Below are 18,001 nucleotides of genomic sequence, written 5' to 3' on the forward strand. Positions count from 1 at the left end.
CATGAAACCGCTGTTCATTGCCGTGCTGTTGAGCTGTGCGCCTGCCCAGGCCGCCATGGGCCCGTTCGATGTGTACGAGCAGGCTCTGCGCAACGATCCGGTGTTCCTTGGCGCGCTCAAGGAACGCGACGCCGGCCTGGAAAACCGCACCATCGGCCGCGCCGGGTTGCTGCCGCGGCTGTCCTACAACTACAACAAGGGGCGCAATAATTCCGAAGCCCACCTGCCTGACGGGCGTGGCGGCAGCTATCGCGACGCGCGCAATTACAACAGCTACGGCTCGACCTTCAGCCTGCAGCAGCCGCTGTTCGACTACGAAGCCTATGCCAACTACCGCAAGGGCGTGGCCCAGGCGCTGTTTGCCGATGAAAGTTTTCGCGACAAGAGCCAGGCGCTGTTGGTGCGGGTGTTGAGCTATTACACCCAAGCGTTGTTCGCCCAAGACCAGATCGAGATCGCCCGCGCCAAGAAAAACGCCTTCGAGCAGCAGTTTCAGCAGAACCAGCACCTGTTCCAGCAGGGCGAGGGCACGCGCACCGACATCCTTGAAGCTGAATCGCGCTATGAGCTGGCCACGGCCGAAGAAATCCAGGCGCTGGATGAACAGGACGCCTCGTTAAGAGCGTTGGGCGCGCTGATCGGCGTGCAGAGCGTCAACATCCACGACCTCGCGCCGCTCAATCAGCGCTTCGCCGCCTTCAGCCTGACGCCGGCCAACTACGACACCTGGCACGCGCTGGCGATCAGCAACAACCCGACGCTGGCCTCGCAACGCCAGGCCCTGGAAGTGGCGCATTATGAAGTGGAGCGCAACCGTGCCGGGCACTTGCCGAAGATCACCGCGTATGCCAGTTCGCGCCAGCAGGAATCCGACAGCGGCAACACCTACAACCAGCGCTACGACACCAACACCATCGGCGTCGAAGTCAGCCTGCCGTTGTATGCCGGTGGCGCTGTCTCCGCCTCTACGCGCCAGGCCAGCCGCGCCATGGAGCAGGCCGAATACGAGCTGGAAGGCAAGACCCGCGAAACCCTGATCGAACTGCGTCGCCAGTTCAGCGCCTGCCTGTCGGGCGTGAGCAAGCTGCGCGCCTACCAGAAAGCCCTGACCTCGGCCGAGGCGCTGGTGGTGTCGACCCGGCAAAGCATCCTCGGCGGCGAGCGGGTCAACCTCGATGCGCTCAACGCCGAGCAGCAGCTCTACAGCACCCGGCGCGACCTGGCCCAGGCGCGTTACGACTACCTGATGGCCTGGACCAAATTGCACTACTACGCCGGCAACCTGCGCGATACCGACCTGGCGCAAGTCGATGAGGCCTTTGGGCCGGTGGGCAAGCAGCCGTAGCAGCACCTGGGACGTCATTGCGCTTTCTCGACAACTCCAACAACAGAGAGGCACTACCGATGGGAATCTTTGATTATAAAAACCTTGGCACCGAGGGTTCCAAGGCGCTGTTCGCCGATGCAATGGCGATCACGCTGTATACCTACCACAACCTGGATAACGGCTTTGCGGTGGGCTATCAGCACCACGGCTTGGGCGTTGGCCTGCCGGCGACGCTGGTCGGTGCATTGCTCGGCGGTGCCGACTCCCAAGGCGTGATTCCCGGTATCCCGTGGAATCCCGATTCGGAAAAGGCCGCCCTGGAAGCACTGCAACACGCCGGATGGACGCCGCTCAGCGCGAGCACCCTGGGTTACGCTGGCAAGGTCGACGCCCGGGGCACGTTTTTCGGTGAAAAGGCTGGCTACACCACCGCGCAGGCCGAAGTGCTGGGCAAGTACGATGACGCCGGTCGACTGCTCGAAATCGGCATCGGCTTTCGCGGCACGTCGGGGCCGCGGGAAAGCCTGATCAGCGATTCCATCGGTGATCTGCTCAGCGATCTGCTCGCCGCCCTGGGCCCCAGGGATTACGCGAAGAACTACGCCGGCGAAGCCTTCGGCGGTTTGCTCAAGGCGGTTGCCGAGTATGCCGGTGCCCATGGCCTGAGCGGTTCCGACGTGCTGGTCAGCGGCCACAGCCTCGGCGGGCTGGCGGTCAACAGCCTGGCGGAGTTGAGCGACCAGCGATGGTCGGGGTTCTACAAGGACGCCAACTATGTGGCCTACGCGTCGCCGACCCAGAGCGCCGGCGACAAGGTGTTGAACATCGGCTATGAAAACGACCCGGTATTCCGGGCGCTGGACGGTTCATCCTTCAACCTGTCGTCCCTGGGCGTGCATGACAAACCCCATGAATCGACCACCGACAACATCGTCAGCTTCAACGATCACTACGCCTCGACGCTGTGGAACGTGCTGCCGTTCTCCATTGCCAACCTGCCGACCTGGGTGTCGCATTTGCCCAGCGGCTATGGCGACGGCATGACCCGCGTGCTCGAATCCGGGTTCTACGACCAGATGAGCCGGGACTCGACGGTGATCGTCGCCAACCTGTCCGACCCGGCGCGGGCTACCACCTGGGTGCAGGACCTCAACCGCAATGCCGAGCCGCACAAGGGCAACACCTTCATCATCGGCAGTGACGGTAATGACCTGATCCAGGGCGGCAAGGGCGCGGACTTCATCGAAGGCGGCAAGGGCAACGACACCCTTCGCGACAACAGTGGCCATAACACCTTTCTGTTCAGCGGGCCGTTTGGCCAGGATCGGGTGATCGGCTATCAATCGAGCGACAAACTGGTGTTCACGGATGTGCAGGGCAGCCTGGATTATCGCGAGCACGCCAAGGCGGTGGGCGGCGATACGGTGATCAGTTTTGGCGCGGACTCGGTGACGCTGGTGGGGGTGAGCAACTGGTCGGGGGAGGGTGTCGTGATCGGTTGAAACCGCGTTGGCACGCGGTTCAAAGGGTGGGAGCAAGCGGGCTCCCACATGTTTGATGAGGGATGCAGGGCGGGATCAGTCTTCCTTGCGAACCGTGGCCACATCATCGGCCCTGACGCGGATGCGCTTGCCGGCGATGTCGGTGAATTCATAGAAGCCGTCGGCGGTCTTGGTCTTCGGCGTGTCTTTGGTTAAATACTGCGTGCCGTTCTGCAATGTCACTACGGTTTGCGTCGCGCAACCGGCCAATACCAGAAAAGTGAGTGCAACCAGTGGCAGACCCAAATTCTTCATGTTCATAACCCTTACCTTAACCCTGAAAAGTCCCGCGGCCTGAGGCTGCGGGCCATAAATGTTACGCCATCAATTCCCCTATCTGATCACTTTTACGCAAAAAGTTGCGTGCGCCATTTATCTATTACCGATTGCAACAACGCGTCAGCGGCGGCACTCTGTATGCATAACCAGTATTTAATCGCTGCGGACCATGCCCGAAACCCTCGAAAACCCCCTGTATTACCTGCATAACTTCCGTCAGGTGCTGGATTGGCTGGCACAACGCTATGCCGATCTGCTCGATGCTGAAGAAGCGCATTTCATTCAGCAATTCGACAGGTTGCCGCAGGCGTCCCAGGCATTACTGGTACGTCTGGTGATGCGCAAGGGCGTGCATTTTCGAGCGGGCAAGCTCAATTACCCGGAGATCGGCTGCGCTCATGCGGCAGCGCGCCCGCTGAAGGCTTTGGGTTGGGTGGATGATCAGTGCCTGCTGGGCTTTGACGAACTGTTCGGGTTGCTGCAAAAGGGCGAGTTGCTGGGCGTGTTCCAGCCGTGGATCGAGCAGCCCAAGGGCAAAAAGGCCGATTGGCTCGAGCAACTGGCGCCGCAGTTCGATGAGCGTCGCTGCTTTGCCCACTGGTGCCCCGAGCTGGATGACGTGCTCTACAGCGTCACTGTGATGGACTTGTGTGATCGCTTGCGCTTGATGTTCTTCGGCAACCTGCATCAGGACTGGTCGGAGTTCGTGCTGGCGGACCTGGGCATCTATACCTACGAAAAAGTCGAGTTTTGCGCGCAGTCCCGTGGTTTGCGCAGCCGCGATGACGTGCTGGGGTTTCTGTTCCTGCATCAGTGCCAGCAAGCCTTTGAGTCCGCGCAGGCGCTGGACAGCGTGCTGGCGCAGATCGCTACGTTGCAGACCGACAACCCCTGGCTGGAAAAACGCCGGGCCAAGCTGTTGTTCCAGGTCGGCCAGTCTTGCGAGCGCAGTGCCGAGTTGGCGTTGGCCGAGCAGATCTACCGGGCCTGTGCTTATCCCGGCGCGCGCGCACGCTTGATTCGCGTGCTGGAGCGCCAGGAAGACTACGCCCAGGCCATGGCCCTGGCATGTGCCGCCCACGAGGCCCCGGAAAGCCCCGCCGAGCAGCAACACCTGCTGCGAGTGTTGCCGCGCCTGCGGCGCAAGCTGGGCGCGCCAGCCGTGCCCAAGACCAAGCCTCGGGACGTCACGCGCCTGGACCTGGCGCTGCCCCCGCCGCCGCCCTCGATGGCGGTGGAGTATTGCGTGCAGGCCCATCTGAGCGAGCCCGATGCGCCGGTGTACTACGTCGAAAACGGCCTGATCAATTCGCTGTTCGGCCTGCTGTGCTGGGAGGCGATCTTCGCGCCGCTGCCGGGGGCATTTTTCCACCCGTTCCAGCGCGGGCCGGCGGATTTGCACAGCGAAGACTTCCATCAGCGTCGTGCGTCACTGTTTGCCGCCTGTCTCGAGCAACTGCAGGATGACCGCTACAAACACACCATCCGCCAACGGTACGTGGACAAGTGGGGCATCCAGTCACCCTTTGTCTTCTGGAACCTGCTCAGTGAAGAACTGTTGGAGCAGGCCTTGGCATGCTTGCCCGCCGAACACTTGCGTTGCTGGTTCGAGCGGCTGCTACTGGATATTCGCGCCAACCGCGCGGGTATGCCGGACCTGATCCAGTTCTGGCCCGCGCAGAAAACCTACCGCATGATCGAAGTCAAAGGCCCCGGCGATCGCCTGCAAGACAACCAACTGCGCTGGCTGGAGTTCTGTGGCGAGTACCAGATGCCGGTCACCGTCTGCTATGTGCGCTGGGCGCAGTCCGCTTGAGCTACACCGTGGCGGTGCGCGCACTGTGTGAGTTCACGGCCAAGGTCGGCGACCTCGACCTGCGTTTTACCCCATCGCCCAGCGCCCAGGAAGGCATCGCCGGCCATCGCACGGTCGCCTCGCGGCGCAGCGCGCACTACCAGAACGAAGTGGCCCTGGAAGGCGAGTACGAGGAACTCAAGGTGCGGGGCAGGGCGGACGGCTACGACCCGGACAGCAACCGCCTCGAAGAGGTGAAGACCTATCGCGGCGACCTTGACGCCCAGCCCGCCAACCATCGGCAATTGCATTGGGCCCAGGTCAAGGTCTACGGCTGGTTGATGTGCCAGAAGCTCGGGCTTGCGCACATCGATTTGGCGCTGGTGTATTTCGATATCGTCGGCGAGGGCGAAACCTCGCTGAACCAGCGCTTTGCGGCCGCCGATCTGCAATGTTTCTTCAACCGGCAATGCGCGTTGTTTCTCGGTTGGGCCCGCCAGGAGATGCAGCACCGCGACGCCCGCAACCGCGCCGCACAGGCCCTGGCGTTCCCCCACAGCGCCTTTCGCCCCGGCCAGCGCAACCTCGCAGAGTCGGTGTACAAGGCCGTCAGCACCGGCCGCTGCCTGATGGCCCAGGCGCCCACCGGCATCGGCAAAACCGTCGGCACGATCTTCCCCATGCTCAAGGCCATAGGGCCCCAGCAACTGGACAAGGTGTTGTTCCTCACCGCCAAGACCCCGGGCCGCAAGCTGGCCCTCGACGCCGCGCAAGTGCTGTATGCCAGCAGTCCCGAACTGCCGCTGCGCGTGCTGGAGCTGGTGGCGCGGGACAAGGCCTGCGAACACCTGGACAAGGCCTGCCACGGCGAATCCTGCCCGCTGGCCAAGGGTTTCTACGACCGCTTGCCCGCCGCGCGTATCGCGGCCGCCAAGGTGCGCCTGCTCGACCAACGCAACTTGCGCGAGGTCGCCCTGGAGCACGGCCTCTGTCCGTATTACCTGAGCCAGGAAATGGCGCGCTGGAGCGACCTGGTGGTCGCCGACTACAACTACTATTTCGACTTTGGCGCGCTGTTGTTCGGGCTGGCCCAACTCAACCAATGGCGCGTCGCGGTGCTGGTGGACGAAGCCCATAACCTGGTGGAGCGCGCACGATCGATGTACAGCGCCAGCCTTGATCAGTACACCCTCAAGACCGTGCGCGATACGGCGCCGGAGCCGTTGAAGAAACCCTTGCAGCGCTTGAATCGTGAGTGGAACGCGTTGCACAAGGACCAACTCGCGCCGTATCAGGCCTACGCGGCCAGACCCGACAAAATGCTCCAGGCCCTGAGCCTTTGCGCCAGCGCCATGGGCGACTATTTCAACGACCACCCCGAAGCACTCAATGGCGATCTGCAGGCGTTCTATTTTGAGGCACTGCAATTTGCCAAGGTCGCCGAGCTGTTCAACGAACATTTCATCTTTGATATCAGCCTGCGTCAGTTGCGCGGCAAGCGCAGCAGTTCCACCTTGTGCCTGCGCAATGTGGTGCCCGCCGAATTCATCCGCCCGCGATTGACGGCGGCGCGCAGCAGCGTGTTGTTTTCCGCCACACTCAGCCCGCGCCATTACTACGCCGACCTGCTGGGCCTGCCGGCGGACACTGCCTGGGTCGACGTGGAATCACCGTTCAATGCCGCGCAGTTGCGGGTGCGGATTGTCGATGAGGTCTCCACCCGGTTCGTGCATCGCCAGACCTCGCTGGAGCCCATCGTTGAATTGATTGCCGAGCAGTTCGCTCACCAACCGGGTAATTACCTGGCGTTCTTCAGCAGTTTCGATTATCTGCAACAAGTGGCGCTGTTACTCGCCGAGCGACACCCGCACATCGCACTGTGGCAGCAGTCACGCGGCATGGCCGAAGCCGAGCGCCGGGCGTTTCTCGAACAGTTCACCGAACACAGCCAGGGCGTCGGTTTTGCGGTGCTGGGCGGCGCGTTTGGCGAAGGCATCGACCTGCCCGGTGCGCGCTTGATCGGCGCGTTCATCGCAACCCTGGGGCTGCCGCAACTGAACCCGATCAATGAACAGATGAAGCAGCGCATGGGCGCGATCTTCGGCTCCGGCCACGACTACACCTACTTGTACCCGGGCATTCAGAAAGTCGTGCAGGCGGCGGGGCGGGTGATCCGCAGCCAGCAGGACCAAGGCGTGGTGATGTTGATCGATGACCGGTTCGGCGAAGCGCGGGTGCGGCAGCTGTTGCCTCGGTGGTGGGCGATAGCGACTAAAGCGTGACGCCGCTCAATTGCGCGCTCAATGCCCAGAGCCGCTCGGCTTGCTCCGGATCGATGGCCCATGCGCGGACGCCGGAGCGTTTGGTGTCGTCCTGAGAGAGCACGGCAACCTCACAATCTTCGCAGTACAGGCCGCCCATACCCTCCAGTAAAGGGCTGACGCCACACCACAGCATCGTCGCTGCGCCTTGTTCGGGACGTTTGTAATGTTTGGCAGGACGGATGTTCCCTGAATCGTCCAGTGCTCCAATCAACGCCAGGTCGTCCCTGTCAAGGTAGCGAACCAGGTCCGTGAGGATCTCCCCGGGATGCACGGAAAATGCGCGCACGCCGTGTGCTTTACCGCGTTGATCCAGCGCCACGGCAAACAGCGCGTTGGCCGTCTTTGATTGGCCGTAGGCGGCCCACTTGTCGTAAGGGCGTCGCTCAAACTGTGGGTCGTCGAAATGAATAGGGCTCAACCGGTGGCCTAGCGACGATACCGACACTACCCGCGCACCGTCGGCTTCGCACAAGGCCGGCCACAGGCGGGCGGTCAGTTGAAAGTGGCCCAGATGATTGGTGGCGAACTGCGCTTCCACACCCTTGCCGTTGCGTTGCAGTGGCGTGGCCATGATTCCGGCGCTATTGATCAACAGGTGTAATGCCCGCCCGGACGCCAGGAAATTGCGTGCAAAGCAGTCGATGGACGCCGAGTCGAGTAAATCCAGGTTGCCCCGCTCAACCCCGGCTATGCCATCGAGGTTGCGTTCGGCCTTGAGCGGGTCCCGTGCAGGCACGATGACCTGCGCACCTGCGGCTGCCAACACGCGCACGGCTTCCAGGCCAATGCCTGAATAACCACCGGTGACGATGGCAGTCATACCGTGCAAATCTTTACCCGCCAACGCTTGCATAGCGGTTGTCGTGCCGTCGAATCCACTCTCGATAGGGCGTTGTTTATTGATCATAGGGAATTCTCCATGGGGAGCCGCTATGTTCTCCCCTGGATGCCGGACGCGAAACACCATAAAGTCCGTATTTCTGTCGCGATCGTCCGGAGTTTTTTTATGGATACCCTGTCTGACGTGGTGGCGCTGTTAAAGAGTCATCGGTCCTATTTCGCCGGCCTCAAGGCTGGCGGTGATTGGGCCCTGGATTTTCCACCGCCGGAGGGCATCAAGTTCAATGCCGTGGTGGAGGGAAAGTGTTGGCTGGAAGTCGAGGGCATGCCCGTACCGATGCCCCTGAGCGAGGGTGATTGCTTTTTGTTGACGCAGAACCGTCCCTGGAGGTTGTCCAGCAACCTTGCACTGGAGGGCGTTGACGCGCGCGCGGTGTATCGTGACGCCGTGGGGGGGATCGCTCGCCTGGGTGAGACTGTGGATCTGTTCCTGATAGGCGGGCGCTTTAGCTACGGTGACGACGCCCGTCTATTGCTGGAGGGGTTGCCGCCGGTGGTGCGTATCAGTGCGAGGTCCGAGCAGGCCAGCGTGTTGCGCTGGTGTCTGGATCGCCTGGCTCGGGAATATGCCAGCCCGATGCAAGGCGCGGCGTTGATGACCGAGCATCTGGCGCAAATGATGTTGGTGCAGATCCTGCGCCTCTATCAGTCATCCATGGGCGCCACTACCACCGGTTGGTTGGCGGCGTTGAACGATCCGCGGTTGGCGCCGGTACTGCAGCAAATACACGCCGCGCCGGCACGCCGCTGGACCTTGAGCGACATGGCCGGTGTCGCGAGCCAGTCCCGTTCGACTTTTGCCCTGCACTTCAAGCAGCGGGTCGGAATGGCGCCCCAGGAGTATCTGACGCGCTGGCGCATGCACCTGGCGTTACAGGCCTTGAACACGTCTGCCAGGAGTGTTTCCTGTATCGGCCAGTCACTCGGGTATCAGTCGGACAGCGCGTTCAGCAGTGCCTTCAAGCGCCTGATGAACTGCTCCCCGCGGGAATACCGCGAGCGAAAGCACGCGCCCCTCGGTGTCTAAACCACCTCCAGGTACGAGCGGTGAATCGCCCGCGCCAATTCGCGTACCGTGTCGATGAATTCCGTCAGGCGGCTGTGCAAGCCTGCTTCGAGGATTTCGTCGATCCCGGTATAGCGCAGCCGCGCTTCGAACTCGGCGGCCAAGCGCTGCGCGGTGCGCCCATAACTGCCTGGCAAGTCCGCCAGAATGTGGCTCAGTTCCTCGATACAGGCATGCAACGAACGCGGCACATCACTGCGCAACAGCAGCAACTCCGAGACCGAGCGTGCATTCAGCGCATTCGGATACAGCTCCGTGTACGCCTCGAATGACGACAGGGCGCGGAGCAGGGCGCTCCACTGGTAATAACCGCGCGCCGACAAGTCGCTGACTTCCTCCGATTCCTCGCCGAACATCTCGTAGCGCGCATCCAGCAGGCGCAAGGTGTTGTCGGCGCGCTCGACGAAGGTGCCCAGGCGAATGAACCGGTAGGCGTCATTGCGCATGATGGTGCCGGACGTCGCCCCGCGAAACAGGTGCGAACGCTGTTTGACCCAATCGCAGAAGTGGCTGATGCCATGGCGCGCCAGCCCGCCGGCGGCGATGCTGCGCATTTCCAGCCAGGTGGCGTTGAGGTTTTCCCACATGTCGGCGGTGATGCGCCCGCGCACGGCATGGGCGTTGCCCCGCGCGGCGCGCAGGCAGTTGTAGATGCTGGCCGGGTTTTCTTCGTCGAGGGCGAAGAAGTGCAGCATGCGCTCGGCATCCAGTTGGCCGTGGCGCTCCAGGTAGCTGTCCAGGGTGCCGCTGCTGAGCAGCGACATCGCCAGTTCGTCCAGGCCATCGCTGCGCCCGGCCTGGGGCATCAATGACAGCGAATAACTGACCTCGAGCATGCGCGCCAGGTTCTCGGCACGCTCCAGGTAACGGGACATCCAGTACAGGTCTGCGGCGGTTCTACTCAACATACTCAGCCCTCCACCACCCAGGTGTCCTTGGTTCCGCCGCCTTGCGACGAGTTGACGATCAACGACCCTTCGCGCAACGCCACGCGCGTGAGGCCACCGGGTACCAGGCGCGTCTCCTTGCCCGACAGCACGAACGGGCGCAGGTCGATATGCCGGGGGGCGATGCCGTTTTCGACAAATGTCGGGCAGGTGGACAGGCTCAGGGTCGGTTGGGCGATATAGGCGTGGGGACGCGCCTTGATGCGTTGGCGGAAGTCCTCGATCTCAGCCGCCGTGGAAGCGGGGCCGACCAACATGCCGTAGCCGCCGGAGCCCTGGGTTTCCTTGACCACCAGTTCCGGCAGGTGGGCCAGCACATGGGACAGCTCATCCGGCTTGCGGCACTGAAACGTCGGCACGTTTTGCAGGACCGGTTCTTCGTCCAGGTAGAAGCGGATCATTTCCGGCACGTAGGGGTAGATCGACTTGTCGTCCGCGACGCCGGTGCCGATGGCGTTGGCCAGCACCACGTTGCCGGCGCAGTAGGCCGCGACCAGGCCGGGCACGCCGAGCATCGATTCCGGGTTGAACGCCAGCGGGTCGAGGAACGCGTCGTCGATACGGCGGTAGATCACGTCCACGGCCTTGGGGCCGTCGGTGGTACGCATGAACACCTTGAGATCCTGCACGAACAGGTCGGCGCCTTCCACCAACTCCACGCCCATTTCCCGGGCCAGGAACGCATGCTCGAAAAATGCGCTGTTAAAGCGCCCCGGCGTCAGCACCACCACATTGGGGTTGTCCAGACGGCTGGCGCTTTTCAGGGTTTTGAGCAGCAGGTTGGGGTAGTGGTCCACTGGCGCGATGCGCTGTTTGGCGAACACTTCGGGGAACAGGCGCATCATCATCTTGCGGTCTTCGAGCATATAGCTCACACCGCTGGGCGTGCGCAGGTTGTCTTCGAGCACGTAGTAGGTGCCGTCGCCATCGCGCACCAGGTCCACCCCGGAAATATGCGAGTAGATGTCGCGGTGCAGGTCGAGGCCGACCATCGCCTTCTGGTAACCCTCGTTGCCCAGCACCTGGTCCGCCGGAACGATCCCGGCCTTGATGATGCGCTGGTCGTGGTAGATATCGGCAAGGAACATGTTCAGCGCAGTGACGCGCTGGATACAGCCACGCTCGATGATGCTCCATTCACTGGCAGGGATGCTGCGCGGGATGATGTCGAAGGGGATCAGGCGTTCGGTGTCCTGCTCGTCGCCATACAAGGTGAAGGTGATCCCGGCGCGGTGGAACAACAGGTCGGCTTCGCGGCGACGCTGGTCCAGCAGTTCTGGCGGCGTATTGGCCAGCCAGCGGGAGAATTCCTGATAGTGCGCGCGGCATACACCGTGTGCGTCATTCATTTCATCAAAGAAAGATCGAGCCATTCCAGTACCTTGTCAGTGCCGAGGGAAGCGCGGGGGGCACTGCCGCTTTGAAAAACGCATTTTTTATGAGCCCGTGGCGCAGGGTGCCATCGGGCCAGGTCCTTACTTTCTTATGGGGTCGGCTCTGGGTCAGGGGGTAACGAATGCTCCTGTATCCGGGCATGACGGGTGAACGATGAATGGACTAAGCAATGCCTGTGCCGAAACCGGCAAAGCGTCTCTATTCCCTTGTGGCGAGCGCGTTTGCTCGCCACAAGGGAACGGCGCGCGCACTACAACAGTGCATACGCGAACTTGAACGTCTCTGAATGCCCGGCCAGGGATTCATCGGAACTTTAACGACCCGCGCAGGGCCTCATCTTGACGCAGGCCGCGTTCTTCAAAAGAGCTACGCTATGTCAAGGCGATCAGAGGAGACGGTCATGTCAAAAGATTCGGAAGAAGACCTCAACGACCCCGGCAACGAAGACCCGGGGTCGTTGATGGATGATGCAGAAGTGCCGCTCAAGGAACCGGATGACGCGGCGGACCCTGGCAGCGGTGAACATCAAGACTGATTGTTCATACCTTGCCAGCGTTGGCCGGCTGCCGGTATGAGCATTAGTTGATCATGTTCCTATCCAGGAGTGTTCGGCGCCAATCTTTATCTGGAGTTGGTGAAGAAGTGATAGGTAGTGCTCCTTCATCTTTTTTATCTGATTACCCAGCAGGTCCGGCGGAGTAATACCCTTGCTCGCATAATATTGGCGCGCTTCACGTTCAATATCGACTATCGGTCCGGATGAGACCAGCTTACCGTCGACAATTTTCGATTCTTTAGCCAACCCATCGAGGCCCAGATGGTACATGTCAGGTCTTTTTGACTGGAGCACGTCATCAAACATTGTTGGGCCTACCGTCTTGAAAATCTTACTTTCGTAGGTGCGAAATTCAGAGGTGTATTGGATTTCCCCTCCGGGCCCTCTGGTGACGGTGGGGCGGTTGCTTTCAAAGTAAGCTTTGTTAGCGGAAAATCGCTTGTTCATCTCCGCGATCATATCGTTAATAACCGGATTGCCAGGCTGTGTCGCAAAGTTACTGGTGTTGTAGAAGGGTTTGTAGTCCGTAATAGTATGGGCGACGGGTCTGTTAAGCAGAATGTCGCTGGAGCCCGCCTTCAATGCGGTAGCGCCAATATTGACTGGAATCGCATCATCGGTGTCGAGGTAAATGCCTCCGTATTTATTCATCAGTGGGTAACGGGCGACATCCGAAGTGGCGGCGAGATTTTTACCTTGCCCCTGTCGAAAATAGTTGTACATTTCAGTGTCTTTCAATTGTTTGAAAAAATCGTCCTCGTGCAGATTCATGACGCTTAGGCCAGGCGCTTGAGTGTGCAATTTGCTTTTGATTTTTTCGAACATCGCCGGGCTGTCCGCATCTACATGGATAATGGATTTATACCCAGGTGCATTGGCAGAGTTGTTGGCGATGTTTTCTATCAGGTTCGGCGGAATGTCACTGCCGGCCCAAAAATAGTGAATCTGTTTGGGGATAGGATGAGCATCTTTTGGAACCCGTAAAATTGTCGGAGGGGAAACATCAACGTATTTAAACGCGCGGGCATCGACTTTTTTTGCGTGTTTAAACTCACTAAACGTTCCCCGTTGCCATTTTCCTTTGCCACCCCTCCAGAAGTAGTCCTGGTCTTGGGCACCGCTTGCTGGTTTGAGGTTGCTGGATTTCCACGTACCGGCATAGATGTTGAAGGTGACATCATGTTCTACGCCCTTGTGGTTCAGCGAATAGGGGCGTGTCGGGTTTCCCGTCAGGTGGATATCGTCCAGCGGGATTAAGTAGGTATTTTCTCCGGGGTTCCAGGGGTTGCCGCCCGCGCCCCCCAGGAGGCGGTCGGTTCTGGAGAGCGGTTCCCATCCGGAAAGCCCCAGATCCCTGACCGGTAGGTCAGGCCCAGTGCGCGCCGGATGCCGGATAACTCGCTGGCCATCCTTGAGGTGTGACTCATAAAACTTATCATCGATTTTTACATATTCTTTTTTACTGCGACCCACGTACACATTGGACTGTAAGCCTTTTGTCGATAACTCTTGGGGCGCAATGTACTTGACCTCATAGCCCAACAAATCGGCGTCCATCGACCTCACGTCACCATTGGCCGCGACCCGGCTCGGTTTGAAATCTGTCAGCGGCGGGCCGAAGGCACGTTTATTGATCGCGTCGTAGCGATGCCAATTACCTTGAAACAAAACCACGTTACCTTCGACCGTCTCTTGCCCCACGCTGAATGTGCCGGTTGCTGCCACGCCGTGCTGCTGACTGGCGGTCTTCACCACATCATTACTGCCGATCGAGTGCAGGCTATTGGGGTCATTCAACCTCGGCGTGTCAACGCTGAAATTGTCCAACGGCCTGCCGTATGCCTGCTTCGCGAGCGGATCGTAGGCGTACCACTTATTGGTCGCCTCATCGAATTTGCCCAGCGCTTTGCTTTCGCGTGTGCCATTAGCTGTTTTGAGTGTGCCTTCGGCGACATCGGTTTTTTTCGCCAATTCAAGTAGATCGACACCTCGGTAAGAGCCGCGCAGATGTTTGACCCCCTTGATCGCTGTGCTGACGCCTCGATGCAGGCCGTTCGCCACGCCACGAACCAGGTCGGCAACCCCGTCCAATGGATTGAGTGCGCCCACGGTCGCGCGCCCTATAATCTTGGCGACCTGACCAACCTTGGCAACTGTCGATGCGCCGGCCGCCGCGACTTTCGCGCCTTTTGCCGCGGCTCCCAAGCCGACGGCGAAACCAAAGATATCGAAGGCAAGATCGACAACGCCCCCACCAACATTGCCGTTGGTAAAATTAACAATGGCTGACCGTAACGGGATCAGGTTGAGCGCGATCTCCTCAACGGTCTCATGCAGCGGTACTTCAGAGTCAAAGGTGGTTCTGCCCTTGGCGTACTTCTCCACCGCAGGCAAGTTGATATCCTCTACCAATGCATCAACGATGTATTGGGTTCTAGCGCTACTGAAACTATTGGGTGCGCCTTGTGCATCTTTGTTTTCATGGGTTATCCCCGCTGCATAGTGACCTGCGGGTTTTACCTCATCAAAACGTTTGCCTGCTTTTATAGAATGAACCGTCGGCTCATAGTCCCGATAAGTCTTGTCCGGCAGCTTGGTCACCGTCCCTTTTAGTCGGTCGATTTCGTAGCTCATGCGCTGGCCATTGCGCTCGGTCTCGACCAGCAGAACACCGTCTGAAACACGCCTGGGCTGATCGGCGCGGTGGAACGACATTTCTTTGCGGATTGTTATTTTGCCAAACTCCAGATTCTGCCGATCCTCCAGCGGCTGTTTCGAAATAAGGTGCTTGAGCTGCGCGGCGGTCGTTTTTTTGACGGCACTGGAGTAATCCGAGAACGTCTCGTTGAATATCTCCGTCGGGCGCGGTAGTTCGTTAAGCCGTTCCAGCACATCGCTAATGCTGAACCCGTCCGAGGAGGACACCCATGCGCTGGGACGACCGTCCGGCCGCAGAGTGACGCCGCCAAATGTCAGTAGGTTCACGAAACCACGGCCCGCTTCCCCCCAATTATCCGCTGAGTCCGGTGCGCCTTTGAGTCCTCGACCATCGATATACATGTCCAGTATCGAATAAGGCCCGGGGAAGTGCCGGTTGGAAGGCTGCAGGGTGATAGTTTTTTCTTCGAACAGTTCCGGGTCGACGTGAGGCAGCGCTACTTTTAACTGTTCCAGCGCAATGCCCCTCGTCGTCGGCATTTGCCCGATGTGCGTTTGCGCAGCCTCTCTCAACTCTCGAATCTGCGCGCTGTAGGCCTCGCGGGCAGTCGTCATTGAGGCATCCGTCGACGGGTAATCCATACCGTTGGCAACGCTCCAGTGTTTGATTGCGTCGGTCTGGGCGACATATTCGACAGTGCGTTCGTCGTCAGAGATCGGCGCAACGCTGGCTTCGAGCATAACGTCGGCGTAGCTCATCGACGCCGTGTTTCCTGGCGCTTTCGCTTCGATTCGGGCAACCGCCGTGGCAAGACTGACCCAGCTGTGGGTGCCCACGACGACGCCTTCCGGGATGTCCTTGATCAGGAATTCCGGTGCCCGGCTGGCCAGTAACAGGTGAGCCTGAATCGTGGCTTTTTCCGGGGATGAGGCTTTGCCTTTGGCGACCAGGTGATCCTCCAGCTCCTTGACAACCGTCGACGGTGATTTGCCCGAGTTCTCCGCCGAGACCAGCCGATAGCCTTCAATTTGACCGGGGGCTTGGTGATCGACGTCGTCGCCAGAGACGCTGGCGCTTTCGCTGTTCAGGGCCGTGAGCAGCCAGTCAGAAGCACTGCCTTTGACACCCCGCGCCTCGAACGCAGTTTGAATGGCCTCACCCAGCGCCTTGCCTCTGGGCGATGTGATCCAGGTATCGATCAGCCGTCGCGGGTTACTCTGTTCCGCCGCGGAAATTGTCCTGCCGCTCAGCAGGTAGTCCAGGACATTTTTTGACGGTCCTAAGTCAATATCGCCAATTTTGCCCGTACCAATATCTGCCTTCAGCTGTTGCAGGTCTCCCTGATCCAGCGGCACAGGCCAAGCCAGCGCTCCGCCGAGGTTACCGTGTGCCGGCATCTTGGGCGCCGGGGTTGAGAGGGCGGTTGCGAGGTTCTCCAGCTGTTCGTGATGGGTGGGAATATGCCAGCCATGATCTTCCAGGAATTGCACGAGGCTGACCCTGTTCGATTGGCTAGCACTGATGGGTTGGTAGGTGCTCGGGGAAGACAGAGAGAGCGTCCGCTTCTTCAATTCGCCCGGGATTTGCTCGGGATTGCGGATGTCCACGGACTTTGCCAGGTGCCGCAGCTCGTTGATGGCCTCATGCCGATTCAGCACATCGCCCACCGTGGCTTCCTGTTTTTGGAGCGCGTCCGCGCTACGCGATTCAATCAAGCCTGCCGCGCTGCTCGGGTCGAGAGGTGAAAAACCTTGGTCCCGGTCGAGCTCTTCAGCGCGCCTGCGCATCGCCGGCCCTGTAAGGTCTTGCCGCTCTTGATAAAACCGCCCCACCATAAACCAAGGTGCGGATTCACTGAGATCACTTGCCGGCGGCGTGAAGGCCGTATCCTCGTGGCCCGCGTTGATCACACGCGCGGCCTGGAGGATGGGGCCGCTGATCGCGCCCCAGCGCCTGTCGTCTTGCCCGACGGTATGCAGTTTCTGCTCGGGATCAACCGAAGGCTTGAGCTTGAAGGTGATCGTTCCCGATTCCGGTTTGAGTGTTATCGACTCAGCATTAATACCTTTGTCACGCATCCACTGAACGACGTCAGGTGATCGAAAGGCGGCACGCAACTGCCCCCACCACCGACCGAATGAGGAATCGGCAGGTATCGGGCGGATGTTGATATTGCTCTCGCGATTGGCCGCCAGCAGCAACGCGGTACTGTATTCGGCCGCCAATGCGCGATCGCCTTCGGTACGAGCGTCGCCTGCCGACTCGGTGGGGGCCGGGGCTTCGCGTTTGTGTCTGGCGAGTGGCAGGTGGGATAGGGCGAATGGCTGGGGTTGTGCGGTGATGTGCGTGGAAACACTGGTCATGAGGTCTGTCGCCTGAGGTTACGAGATGACGCCAGGGGGGCAGTGCCCGTGGCATTAACCGTGTGTAGCGACAGAAGCGGTCTTGATTCCTTCATTCAGCCAAAACACCGTTACCTGGTATTGCGCAGTGCCAGGCGCAGGTGCGGTTCACCCTGCTTACAGGCGTTCGCGCAACAGACGTTTTCGGTTCGGTATGAATACACTCGAACGAGTGTATGGAAGGCAAGGGCGGCGCGCCGCCCTTTTACCGTGCAGTGCTACTCAGAGCTTCACGCTGCTGATCACTTGGGTAGCGTCATCCGGATTGGTGACGGTGTGGAAGCCCAACGCGTTAGTCAGCTCACGCAACGGGGTGTTGCTCGCTTCATCCACGGTGTACATCGACGTGAAGCCGTTTTTTTTCGCCGCGGTCATCAGGTGTTGCATCAAAATGTGCCCAAGTCCCAGGTGCTGCCAAGGGTCCGCCACGGTGACCGCGCATTCGCATTCGTGCTCTTTGGCCGCGGCATAGCGCGCAACGCCGATTTCGATCAGTTTGCCGTTGTCATGTACCAGGGCAATAAACGCCACGCGTTGCTGATTGTCGACGTCCATCAATTGATCGAGCAGGGTCTTGCCGGGCTCGTTGATTTCGCCGAGGAAGCGCGCGTGCCGGGACTCGCGAGACAAGCTCTTGATGAAGTTATATTCGCGGTCCCGGTCTTCGATTCTCAACGCGCGCACCAGCACATGGCGGCCGTCATTGAGCTTATCGATCCAGTGCGGTTCCGGGCTTGTTTTATAGGCGATGGCGGCTTGTCTGTTGTGCTCTTCGACGGTAAGCATGGTGTGAGCTCCGAGGTTTGGGGG

General features: G+C 60.1%; 12 protein-coding genes. 6 read left to right on the top strand and 6 right to left on the bottom strand.

Annotation, left to right across the window (positions count from 1 at the left end):
• The first annotated feature begins 1 nt into the window (after position 1).
• On the top strand, positions 2-1,345 hold the full coding sequence (locus tag PverR02_RS15050) for a TolC family outer membrane protein (protein WP_079443744.1): 1,344 nt from the start codon (positions 2-4) through the stop codon (positions 1,343-1,345).
• Positions 1,346-1,404: 59 nt separating this feature from the next.
• Positions 1,405-2,829, top strand: coding sequence for a polyurethane esterase (locus tag PverR02_RS15055; RefSeq protein WP_046383350.1), 1,425 nt, complete (start codon positions 1,405-1,407; stop codon positions 2,827-2,829).
• Between the two features lie 75 nt (positions 2,830-2,904).
• Here the strand turns inward: PverR02_RS15055 and PverR02_RS15060 are convergent, their stop codons facing one another.
• Positions 2,905-3,129: a YgdI/YgdR family lipoprotein gene (locus PverR02_RS15060; protein ID WP_017845718.1), complete on the bottom strand. Its 225-nt coding sequence runs from the start codon at positions 3,127-3,129 to the stop codon at positions 2,905-2,907.
• Between the two features lie 187 nt (positions 3,130-3,316).
• Here PverR02_RS15060 and PverR02_RS15065 point away from each other — a divergent pair, with 187 nt between their 5' ends.
• Positions 3,317-4,963, top strand: a complete 1,647-nt coding sequence (locus PverR02_RS15065) for a VRR-NUC domain-containing protein (RefSeq protein ID WP_079443745.1) — start codon at positions 3,317-3,319, stop codon at positions 4,961-4,963.
• Positions 4,960-7,224, top strand: coding sequence for an ATP-dependent DNA helicase (locus tag PverR02_RS15070; RefSeq protein ID WP_079443746.1), 2,265 nt, complete (start codon positions 4,960-4,962; stop codon positions 7,222-7,224). Before PverR02_RS15065 ends, PverR02_RS15070 begins: the two co-directional genes overlap by 4 nt.
• Here the strand turns inward: PverR02_RS15070 and PverR02_RS15075 are convergent.
• Entirely contained in the window at positions 7,214-8,173 is a 960-nt protein-coding gene (locus tag PverR02_RS15075) for an oxidoreductase (protein ID WP_079443747.1), read from the bottom strand. The genes PverR02_RS15070 and PverR02_RS15075 overlap by 11 nt on opposite strands.
• 99 nt (positions 8,174-8,272) lie before the next feature.
• On the opposite strand from PverR02_RS15075, the gene PverR02_RS15080 reads away from it, so the two are divergent.
• Positions 8,273-9,193 (top strand): AraC family transcriptional regulator, encoded by a 921-nt coding sequence (locus tag PverR02_RS15080; RefSeq protein ID WP_046383354.1) that lies wholly within the window; start codon positions 8,273-8,275, stop codon positions 9,191-9,193.
• Here PverR02_RS15080 and PverR02_RS15085 read toward each other — a convergent pair.
• Together PverR02_RS15085 and PverR02_RS15090 are read right to left on the bottom strand one after the other, a co-directional pair.
• Positions 9,190-10,140, bottom strand: a complete 951-nt coding sequence (locus PverR02_RS15085; RefSeq protein WP_017845722.1) for an alpha-E domain-containing protein — start codon at positions 10,138-10,140, stop codon at positions 9,190-9,192. The genes PverR02_RS15080 and PverR02_RS15085 overlap by 4 nt on opposite strands.
• 2 nt (positions 10,141-10,142) lie before the next feature.
• On the bottom strand, positions 10,143-11,552 hold the full coding sequence (locus PverR02_RS15090) for a circularly permuted type 2 ATP-grasp protein (protein ID WP_026139870.1): 1,410 nt from the start codon (positions 11,550-11,552) through the stop codon (positions 10,143-10,145).
• A gap of 422 nt (positions 11,553-11,974) precedes the next feature.
• On the opposite strand from PverR02_RS15090, the gene PverR02_RS32890 reads away from it, so the two are divergent.
• Complete coding sequence (locus PverR02_RS32890; protein WP_256350977.1) at positions 11,975-12,109, top strand: hypothetical protein; 135 nt, start codon at positions 11,975-11,977, stop codon at positions 12,107-12,109.
• Between the two features lie 51 nt (positions 12,110-12,160).
• On the opposite strand, the gene PverR02_RS15095 is transcribed toward PverR02_RS32890, so the two are convergent.
• Together PverR02_RS15095 and PverR02_RS15100 are read right to left on the bottom strand one after the other, a co-directional pair.
• Positions 12,161-17,152: a glycosyltransferase family 32 protein gene (locus tag PverR02_RS15095; protein ID WP_079443748.1), complete on the bottom strand. Its 4,992-nt coding sequence runs from the start codon at positions 17,150-17,152 to the stop codon at positions 12,161-12,163.
• A 261-nt stretch (positions 17,153-17,413) separates the two neighbouring features.
• Entirely contained in the window at positions 17,414-17,977 is a 564-nt protein-coding gene (locus PverR02_RS15100; RefSeq protein WP_079443749.1) for a GNAT family N-acetyltransferase, read from the bottom strand.
• Positions 17,978-18,001 lie beyond the last annotated feature (24 nt).

It is taken from the genome of Pseudomonas veronii (genome assembly GCF_002028325.1).
Lineage (GTDB): Bacteria > Pseudomonadota > Gammaproteobacteria > Pseudomonadales > Pseudomonadaceae > Aquipseudomonas > Aquipseudomonas veronii.